The organism is Sulfobacillus sp. TH-112 (assembly GCF_057473405.1).
Genome location: NZ_JBYCKN010000003.1, coordinates 1 through 9,166, shown reverse-complemented (window position 1 = coordinate 9,166; position 9,166 = coordinate 1). Strand labels below are relative to the sequence as shown.

General features: G+C 54.5%; 9 protein-coding genes. 5 read left to right on the top strand and 4 right to left on the bottom strand.

Annotated elements, in window-relative coordinates:
* The coding region (locus ACOJWD_RS00295) for an ABC-F family ATP-binding cassette domain-containing protein (RefSeq protein ID WP_486991216.1) at positions 1 to 1,693 on the top strand (1,693 nt) is incomplete at its 5' end.
* A gap of 317 nt (positions 1,694 to 2,010) precedes the next feature.
* Here ACOJWD_RS00295 and ACOJWD_RS00290 read toward each other — a convergent pair.
* The 3 genes from ACOJWD_RS00290 to ACOJWD_RS00280 all read right to left on the bottom strand — a co-directional run bounded on the left by ACOJWD_RS00290 (position 2,011) and on the right by ACOJWD_RS00280 (position 5,647).
* Positions 2,011 to 3,009 (bottom strand): GNAT family N-acetyltransferase, encoded by a 999-nt coding sequence (locus ACOJWD_RS00290; RefSeq protein WP_486991215.1) that lies wholly within the window; start codon positions 3,007 to 3,009, stop codon positions 2,011 to 2,013.
* A 534-nt stretch (positions 3,010 to 3,543) separates the two neighbouring features.
* Positions 3,544 to 5,094 carry an L-glutamate gamma-semialdehyde dehydrogenase gene (gene pruA, locus ACOJWD_RS00285; protein ID WP_486991214.1) on the bottom strand — a complete coding sequence of 517 codons (1,551 nt, stop codon included), beginning with the start codon at positions 5,092 to 5,094 and terminating at the stop codon, positions 3,544 to 3,546.
* A gap of 70 nt (positions 5,095 to 5,164) precedes the next feature.
* A complete protein-coding gene (locus ACOJWD_RS00280; RefSeq protein ID WP_486991213.1) occupies positions 5,165 to 5,647 on the bottom strand; it encodes an acyl-CoA thioesterase in 483 nt (160 codons plus the stop codon).
* 232 nt (positions 5,648 to 5,879) lie between these two features.
* Here ACOJWD_RS00280 and ACOJWD_RS00275 point away from each other — a divergent pair, with 232 nt between their 5' ends.
* The 4 genes from ACOJWD_RS00275 to ACOJWD_RS00260 all read left to right on the top strand — a co-directional run bounded on the left by ACOJWD_RS00275 (position 5,880) and on the right by ACOJWD_RS00260 (position 8,990).
* Positions 5,880 to 6,539, top strand: coding sequence for an ArsR/SmtB family transcription factor (locus ACOJWD_RS00275; protein WP_486991212.1), 660 nt, complete (start codon positions 5,880 to 5,882; stop codon positions 6,537 to 6,539).
* A gap of 126 nt (positions 6,540 to 6,665) precedes the next feature.
* Complete coding sequence (locus ACOJWD_RS00270; protein ID WP_486991211.1) at positions 6,666 to 7,136, top strand: MBL fold metallo-hydrolase; 471 nt, start codon at positions 6,666 to 6,668, stop codon at positions 7,134 to 7,136.
* A 178-nt stretch (positions 7,137 to 7,314) separates the two neighbouring features.
* Positions 7,315 to 8,541: an MFS transporter gene (locus ACOJWD_RS00265; RefSeq protein WP_486991210.1), complete on the top strand. Its 1,227-nt coding sequence runs from the start codon at positions 7,315 to 7,317 to the stop codon at positions 8,539 to 8,541.
* Between the two features lie 266 nt (positions 8,542 to 8,807).
* Entirely contained in the window at positions 8,808 to 8,990 is a 183-nt protein-coding gene (locus ACOJWD_RS00260) for a hypothetical protein (RefSeq protein WP_486991209.1), read from the top strand.
* Here the strand turns inward: ACOJWD_RS00260 and ACOJWD_RS00255 are convergent.
* On the bottom strand, positions 8,987 to 9,166 hold a 180-nt coding region (locus ACOJWD_RS00255), incomplete at its 5' end, for a hypothetical protein (RefSeq protein WP_486991208.1). The two genes, ACOJWD_RS00260 and ACOJWD_RS00255, sit on opposite strands and share 4 nt — an antisense overlap.

Genomic DNA, 9,166 nt, shown 5'->3' with positions numbered 1-9,166 from the left:
CATCCAAAAAACAAGCCATCATACAATCTTTTTCAATCAGCGTTTAGTGTATCATAGAAGAAAAAACATCTTTACTAAGGCTGGGACATCGGATATGGCATCAGTTTCACTCCAAGACGTCAGTATCAGCATTGGCGGAAAAGCCATTGTGGATCACGTCACATTCAATCTTTCGCCCGGTGATCGAATCGCGCTGGTTGGCCCAAACGGCATGGGTAAAACCACCCTTCTTCGCACTATCACAGGCGAGGTTGACCCTACTAAGGGTCTAGTGGAGCGTACAGATACGTTAACGATAAGACGTCTAGAACAGTGGCGTCCTCAAGACCAGCAGTGCATTTACGATGTGGCTAACCTAGCAAACCCTGCACTACAAATTGTTGAACAGGACTTAAAGCAATTAGAATCACAAATGGCTGACCCCAACCAAGATGAGTCTATGGATGATTTAGTGAGTCGATGGGGAAAACTATCTGAGACGTATCAGGCTATGGGCGGTTACGAATGGGACTCGCGCGTCAAAACGGCGCTACAAAAACTGGGCTTCCCACCGCACAGGTGGCAAGAGTCTACCGCACATCTTTCCGGAGGAGAGCAGCATCGACTATCATTGCTCGCATTGATTCTTTCGGGAGCCTCAATCTGGCTCATGGATGAACCCACCAACCACTTAGATATTCAAACCATTGCTTGGCTGGAAGACACCATCAAAGCCAGTTCGGCCGCGATGATCATCGTGTCTCACGATCGCGCCTTTCTCGATCATGTGGCCACACGCACCATGAGTTGGGAAGATGGGAGCTTTTGGATTACCAGTGGCAATTGGACGCAATATCAAAGGGTACGCGAAGAGCGCCTCCGCCTCGAGGCGTTGCAGTGGCAACGACAACAAGAGGAAGAAGCTCGGCTGCGAGCCTACATTGACCGTTGGCGCTCAGGCACACGGGCACGCCAAGCGCAAAGTCGACAAAAGAAGCTCGATCGAATCACCCAAACTGCCCCTCCCAAGTCCACCGCCGTAAATATGCGGTCCTTAGCCTTAACCCATCAAGGGGAGGAGCGTGTGGGTCATTTGCCCGCGCTAAAACTAGATAATCTCAAGATTACCCGTGGTAGTCGGGACTGGCGACCGATTTCTCTTTCCATTCCTCTCAACGCCCGTATCGCTCTAGTTGGCGCCAACGGAACCGGAAAAACCTCCCTATTGGAAGAACTGATTCGCTCGAAGGATAGTCATTGGAATGCCGATATCACCCCGGTGTATCTCACCCAAAGCGCTGTGCAAGAGTTGCCGGACGGTGTTCTGGCAATGGATTACGCCTTTGATTTAGGGTGGGAACGCGAACAAATCTACTATCTCGGGGCCCGGTTCGGCATTGTCGAATCGCTCTGGACGCAGACACTGGACACCTGGTCGGGGGGAGAAAGAGCCCGCTTAAAGCTTCTCGAGACCCTCATGACCCCGTCTCAAGCACTGCTCTTAGATGAACCAACCAACCATCTTGACGTTCGCATGCGAGAAGCCCTAGAACGGCTCATTGTTGAGTACCCTGGCACCCTCATTGTCGCGAGTCATGATCGCGCTTTTCTTGAACACACCAGCACCCATACCTGGTGGGCCCTAGGCGAACATTTTGTCTTTGAACGGGTGCCCTTTCGTGTGGATAGAACCGGTCCGATCAACGTTTCATAGCCCCGTCATGACTGACAGGCCATGGATCTAACTCGCACTTCTGATATACCGTGAGAACATGCCCGGCGCATATTGATCGAATGGCGGCTAATCTGAACCGACGCTCAAGCCTCACGGTCATCGCTGAGAGACAACCATTCCACTCGTCGTCTCTCAGCCATGCCGTATCGACTGCTGTTCGGGTAGGAGAGGGACGGTCTTCCAAAGAGAAAGATGACATGTATCGCTCACCGTGGACCGCCTCCGATGGCCTCTAGATGGCTCACGACCACACTTCTGTGGCGGATCATTCCCCTCCCTGACGACGCCATCGACCCCTACCGACTTCTCTTGATATATGGAACATCGCGCGCAAACGGCTGAAAACCAACACTGTAATATAAATCACGAGCGGCCGGTCTTCCTGCAGCACCAACGCAGGCGACCAACATCGTCTCTGCGCCCGCATCGCGGGCTTTTTGCATCCCATGCCACATTAATGCGGTAGCCAATCCTCGGCGCCGAAAGGCACGATGCGTCCCCACTGGCTCAAATTCTGCTGTACGACTCACCGGATCGAACCAAATGATGGCACTGGCTACAAGTCTGCCATCAGGGGCCTCGATGAGCACGTGCAGGTCGTCGGAGTAGGGCCATGCGGCTTGTACTCCAGCCATGCTGGTCTCGTTAAAGGTTGATGGATACCACGCCTCCACATGCGCCCGAGTAGCGGCCATCGGCCCAACCTCTGCTGCCGTCCGGAAATGAAATCCATGAGGTAGGGCGGCTCTCTCGAGACCTTCAAGCGATCGCCGATTAAATTGATGCCAGAGGCCATCGTCGCCTCCCTCATCGGCATCCAATGTATATCCACGTAACGGAAGGCGGGCCAGCATATCGGCGTCCCCGTCTTGAGGTATCACGCTCTGATCAAGACCTGCCGCTTGCCCGGCAAACCAATCCAGAATGTCATCGAGTAGTTCTGAATGATTCGGATGAACCTGCCATGTCAAATTCGCCGTTTCTGATGTAACGGATGACCCGTCGCTACGCGAAACGGTGAACGGAAGTGACATCCAAGCCCAAGCGTCCAATTGATCCCTCGTGCCCGGCCGTGGCCACAAACGGTATCGCCAACGGTCACCAATCACCGCCGAATCTTTACCAAATTGCCAAGCTAGTTCGCCCACAGTGGCACCGCCTGCCAACACCTCCGGACGTAAGACGGTCACTTCCTGTGCCAACCTCTGCATTAATGACACCTGTTCAATCCCTAAAACAGGCGGCTTCCTCTCTTCTCGACTTCCCAAGTCAATCTCCCCTTCCAATTGTTCCATGACACATCGACACTGGGCCGTGCTCGTTGAACGGTTAGCGAGCATGCCGCACGGTGCCTCAGCATTATCTATTGGGAATGGAGCATTTGGGCTGGGAGGTGAACGAATCTTTCGCCCTGGCGCAGGAGGATGGAGATGAGGAGGGCTATCGGTGAGAAGAGTTCGATGCTCAGTCCGCAAGCCAGCGAATCCGCAAAATAAAATACTAACCCTACAGCGTATCACGATCATCGATGGTCCTCCTTCACGAGAAGACCCATAGTCTCCCTCGAAGTTATCGAGTCAACGTGTCAATACGCAAGGGTCAGCACCTCCGGCCAATCCGCCACGAAATTATGATAAGTCAGACTAACATGCGGGCTATTCTCCGTCAACAGGCAGGCGCGAAAAGCCCGCGGCCCTCGCGCCTACCGTCATACCAAGTGTTGGAATTCAACCGTTCTTCCTCGACCAACGCGCAATTCTAGGCCGCAATAAGAGGTATCCCATCATTCCCGTCCTCGTCGGCGAGAATGATGGGATATCTACGCTACCCTAATATTTTTCCGCCACGGCCTTCATCTGCATAAAGAGCAGCAGGTAGTCTGGACTGCCTGTTTTGGAGTCCGTTCCCGACATATTAAATCCGCCAAAAGGGTGTGCTCCGACGACTGCCCCGGTGCATTTGCGATTAATGTAGAGATTACCGACTTCAAATTCCTGTAAAGCGCGCTCAATGCGATCCCGCCTGTTTGAGAAAAGCGCTCCCGTCAGCCCGTATTCTGTATCGTTCACAATGCGAAGCCCCTCTTCAAAGTCACGCGCACGAATCACCGCCAAGACAGGCCCAAATATTTCTTCCTGTTCCAACTTCGAACCAGGCTCAACCTCGGCAAATATGGTCGGTGGAAGAAAATATCCCTTGGACGGGACAGCTTCCTCTCCCGCCACCATTTTCGCATGCTCACGTCCCCAGTCGATATAGGATTGGATCTTCTCATAGGCCTTTTTATCAATCACAGGACCCATATGATTATGATGGTCTTGGGCGTCGCCCACTTTCAAGGCACGAGTAAGCTCGACGACACGATTCACTACCTGATCATAGATCGCGTCTACCAAGACCGCACGTGAGCAAGCAGAACATTTTTGCCCCTGAAACCCGAAAGCCGACTGCACAATGGCGGTAGCCGCCGCGTCCAAATCGGCGGTCTCATCCACGAGAATCGCGTCTTTCCCACCCATTTCGGCCACAACCCGCTTAATCCACTTCTGTCCCTCTCGAGGCTCGGCTGCCAAGCGGTTAATGCGAAGTCCCACTTCTCGCGATCCCGTAAAGCTAATAAAGCGCGTGCGCGGGTGGGTCACCAAATGATCGCCTATGACACCTCCGTCACCAGGTACAAAATTCAATACCCCAGCTGGAATGCCGGCGTCTTCCATAATCTCGACGAATTTCGCAGCAATGACGGGTGTCGGACTCGCTGGCTTTAATACAATGGGATTCCCTGCAACCATAGCCGCACTGCTCATTCCGGTCAGGATGGCTAAAGGAAAGTTCCAGGGAGGGATAATGGCCCCTACCCCAATCGGACCATAAAACGCGGTGTCCTCTTCACCGGGAAGCGGCGTCACGGCTACAGGACCTGAAAGCCGTTCCATTTGTCGTGCGTAGTATTCCAGAAAATCGATGGCTTCTGCCACATCTCCGTCGGCCTCCGCCCAGGTTTTCCCAGCCTCATAAATCTCCCATGCAGAGAGCTCGAACTTACGCCGCCGCATAATGGCAGCGGCTTTCAGCAAATATCGAGCCCGTTCTTGACCCGGTACTCGCCTCCAAGAATCAAAAGCTGCCCACCCCGCATCGATTGCCTCATCTATATGTTCCTTGGTCGCCTTCGCGATCCGCCCAACCACTTCATCAGGATTACTGGGGTTGATGGAAATTAACTCCTGTTCCGTCGATAGGTGTCGGCCTCCTATGAGGAGGGTATATGTTTTCCCTAATTGCTGCTTAACCTGCTGTAGCGCCTCTTCCATCAATCGTTGGTGCGATGGTAGACTAAAATCGGTCAAAGGTTCACTCACATACGGTTGAATAGCCATTAGCAGTCCGTCCTTTCTTCTCTCTGTTAAAATCACCTTTTCCTGCTCTCCAGCATAGCATGCCCGCACATTATTGGCTTTGCTCAAATAGCGTAAACAGTGCGGGCGCTACGCGATTTAATCGCCGAGCGCGACCATTCATCACAAAAGCATGCTCTGTTTGACCTTCAACCGCCCAAAGGGAAGTATCCTGGGGCGCTCTAATGCGATAACGGAAGCTCACCCGAGTCGGCGTGAGGAGATCCACGTCTGTAATGAGGTCAATCGGGTCGCCGGGTCGCAAGGTATGATGAAAGGATACATTAGCCGACTTCACTAAAAGTTCAATGCCCTGAGTACGCAATACCTCATAATAGTCAAGGCCATGCGCTTTGAGCCACGCTATTCGTCCCTCAGAAAACCAGTCAAGGACACGCGCATGATAAATGATGCCCGCCGCATCGCACTCTGCCCACCGAACATCACTTTGCCAAGTTGTTTCGCGGATCACCGTCGTCTCTCCTTCCTCCGTTCGTCCCTTGTCATCATAACAAAACACCCATTTCGTCGTCATCCGTCGCTACCTAGGCAAAAAGCCGCACTGCCATCGTGGAGTAGATTGATGCCTCCCCACGGCGATTGATCGGGCGATTTATACAACATGTGCTTGAAGGCATTGCATGACAGCCCCGTACTCTGGCATCGAGGGGAAATGTCCCACTGTGATACTTCACCGATGCCGTTGACAATCATCACGATGCTAATTATTATGTTTATCAATTGAATACTTTCGAAAGGGTGATCTCATGTCCGATCTCCATAGACAATGGAAAGACCACGTTTATGACCAGTTCGCAAGAGTAGGCAAGGCTCTGGCTAGTCCACGACGCTTGGAACTCTTGGATCTCCTCAGCCAAGGACCGAAAACGGTAGAAACCCTAGCACAGGAAATTGCGACAAGTGTCGCCAATGTGTCCCAACATCTGCAGATTTTGGCCCGTGCACAATTGGTCACCACCCAAAAAACGGGTACTTTTGTCATCTATCGCCTAGCCAGTCCCACCATTGCGGATTTACTGGGCCAGATCCACGGCGTCAGTGAAGGGCTATATGCGGAAGTGCGCGAATTGCGCAGAACCTATCTGACCGACCGCGACACCTTGGCGCCGGTGACGGCAGAGCAGTTGCAGCAGCTACTCACCACGGACGAGGTCTATCTGATTGATGTGCGCCCGCCATCGGAGTACGCCGCCGGTCACCTCCCCGGTGCCATTTCAGTGCCATTAGAAGATGTCGCAAGTCACTTCGAAGCGTGGCGGGACCCGCGTCCCGTTGTCGCTTATTGTCGTGGTCGGTATTGCCTGTACGCTCGCGATGCCATCGCCGTACTCCAAACATTGGGAATCACGGCCCGACGCACCGATGTGACAGTCCACGACTGGCCCGTCTCCGAGCGGACGGGATAGCATATAGAACCTCGGGATAGTCTAAACAAGGAGGATGTGACGATGATTTTTCGCCAATTTTTGCACACAGAACCGGTCGTGGCTGCAGCCTATGTCTTTGGCTGAGGGGGCCGCGGAGTCGCCGCCGTGGTGGATCCACTGCCGAACATTACCCCGTATCTTGAAACCCTTCACGACACAGGCCTCTCGCTCCTCTATGTCATCGATACGCATACCCACGCAGACCATCAGTCCGGGTCGCGAGCGTTAGTGAAAGCTACCGGAGCACAGTATGTCCGCTATACTACTGCAGCAGTCGCGAATCCTGTCCTCAGGGTGAGCGATGGCGACCACTTGGACATGGGCAATGTCGATGTAGCTATCTGGCACACCCCAGGCCACACGCCTGACCACATAAGCCTGGTGGTGACCGACCGTCGCCGCGGCCCGGATCCCTGGTTTGTTCTCTCGGGCCACACCCTGATGATTGGCGATGCCGGTCGGCCCGACTTAGCGCCGAACGATGGTGCTATCGATTTATACCAAAGCCTCGCAAAGTTGATGACACTGCCGGACTACGTTGAGCTCTATCCAGGGGCCTTCGCCGGATCCACGTGAGGACGCGATCTAAGTGGAAAGGTCGTTTCCACTATCGGATTCGAACGTCGTACCAATCTCGCCCTTCAGCCCCGGACCCAAGTGGAGTTCGTGCGGTTCATTCTGGATACCCTACCGCCCAAGCCCCCGAATTTCGAGACCATTATCGCAGCAAATACCGAAGGAGGGTAACCATCCGATGGGCCAGCCCATTCACGGAATCCGTCCCAATCGCTGGCAATTTCTATTGCTCGCTATCAATGTCGCGCTGGTCGGCGCGACCCTAGGGGTGGAACGTACGGTCGTTCCGCTCTTGGGACGCAATGTCTATCACGTGGGGTCCGCTGTAGCCTTAACCTTCATTACCTCGTTTGGGTTAACCAAGGCGTTAATCAACCTCGGCGCGGGCCGATGGTCCGATCACATCGGTCGCCGCCCTGTGCTGCGTCTAGGCTGGCTGGCGGCCGTCCCCATGGTTGCCCTCTTGTTGGGCGTGCATCAATGGTGGGCCATTATTGCAGCGAACATCTTTCTTGGCGCCAACCAAGGGTTAGCTTGGACCATGACGGTAACTGCCCAGTTGGATCTCGTGCAACCCACAGAACGCGGACTCGCCATGGGAATTAATGAAGGCATGGGATACCTCGGCGTAGCCGGGGCGACTGTTGCGGCAGGCTTGTTAGGCGCTCACGGTCACCTGACTACTCGCCCGTTTCTCTTGGCGGCTGCGCTAGTCATAGTCGGCGGACTAATGAGTCTCACTGTCATTCGGGAAACTCACGGATGGGTTCGGGTAGCCCACTCCGCCCCATCCCCAGCCTCCATGCGCCATCTCTTCGGCGAGACCACATGGCGCAATCCGGCGTTATCGAGCATGACGACCGGGGGATTTGTGAATAAGTTGGCCGACACCACCGCATGGGGGGTGCTACCATTATATTTTGCTTCCCAGCATATGCCTTTACTCACCATTAGTCTGTTGTCCGGTATTTATGGCGCAGTCTGGGGGGCGGGTCAATTTGGAACGGGCCTGTGGTCAGACCACATTGGCCGCAAACCGCTCATCGTCAGCGGCCTCTCTGTCCTGGGTTTAGGCCTGATAGGGATGGCGGTGCTTCGCGGGCCGTGGGCGTGGGGAGCGCTAGCTGCCGTCATGGGGGTGGGGATGTCCATGGTGTATCCTGTTCTCAACGCGGCTGTTGCGGACGTGGCGCCTGCGCAACACCGAGGTGCCATTCTCGGCGTCTACCGCCTTTGGCGCGACGGAGGCTATGCCGTGGGTGGCGTGTTGCTCGGCCTTCTCATGGAGACCCTCGGAATGCGCGGCAGCATTGCGGGTATCGGCGCTCTGGTTCTGGTCACGAGTGCCTTAATCGCCAGACGCATGCCCGAAACCCACCCCCACCGTGCGAAACGAGCCTCATAGCCCCGCTACGGAGTGGCACTCTCCTTTGAGGAGGATCCCCTGTAAACTCCGAACACCGCACTCCAACAGAGGTTGCTGGCCGACTATTCGCCGATTCTCGCGCAATGAGATGTCCTGGATATACATTCTGTATAGGACTTCCTGGTTAGCTTTGTGCCGCACTCGGTGAGTCTCCTGCAGAGATCTCGGATTTCGTGGAAAATCTGATCATAATATGGCCCGGTCCGCGACGCCTCCATTCCTTGGGTGGATCGCTGGTAGGCTGGATGGCTATTTCGACATGGAAAAAAACGGGCTTGCCAGCGGTGCTGCTTGCACAGGCGTTATCTGCTGCCCAAATATCAGCGAAAGCTCTCGTCATTGACGTCCGGACGGACTCCGAATGGCGGGCGCGCCATCTTTACCACAGCCAGAATATTCCGCTGGCGGTGCTCCCCTTGGGCGGTTAGCTTCTCAATCTCACTATATCGCCCACTACGGGCATCTCTCGCAGGCGCCGCTCATCTTGCGTCAAGTGGATTCCCAGTAGAGCTTTTTGCGTTGTGCCCTTCGACCCGCTGTGGATAACCGCTTTTTCGGGGATCCATGCGTAGCGGCGGCGTTCCGTCCGCAAAATAATCCGAGT

Bases quoted from the DNA above. Each gene is read 5' to 3' on its own strand.
- ACOJWD_RS00290 (WP_486991215.1), bottom strand. From the start codon at position 3,009: ATGGAACAATTGGAAGGGGAGATTGACTTGGGAAGTCGAGAAGAGAGG.
- pruA (WP_486991214.1), bottom strand. From the start codon at position 5,094: ATGGCTATTCAACCGTATGTGAGTGAACCTTTGACCGATTTTAGTCTA.
- ACOJWD_RS00280 (WP_486991213.1), bottom strand. From the start codon at position 5,647: ATGACGACGAAATGGGTGTTTTGTTATGATGACAAGGGACGAACGGAG.
- ACOJWD_RS00275 (WP_486991212.1), top strand. From the start codon at position 5,880: ATGTCCGATCTCCATAGACAATGGAAAGACCACGTTTATGACCAGTTC.
- ACOJWD_RS00265 (WP_486991210.1), top strand. From the start codon at position 7,315: ATGGGCCAGCCCATTCACGGAATCCGTCCCAATCGCTGGCAATTTCTA.
- ACOJWD_RS00260 (WP_486991209.1), top strand. From the start codon at position 8,808: ATGGCTATTTCGACATGGAAAAAAACGGGCTTGCCAGCGGTGCTGCTT.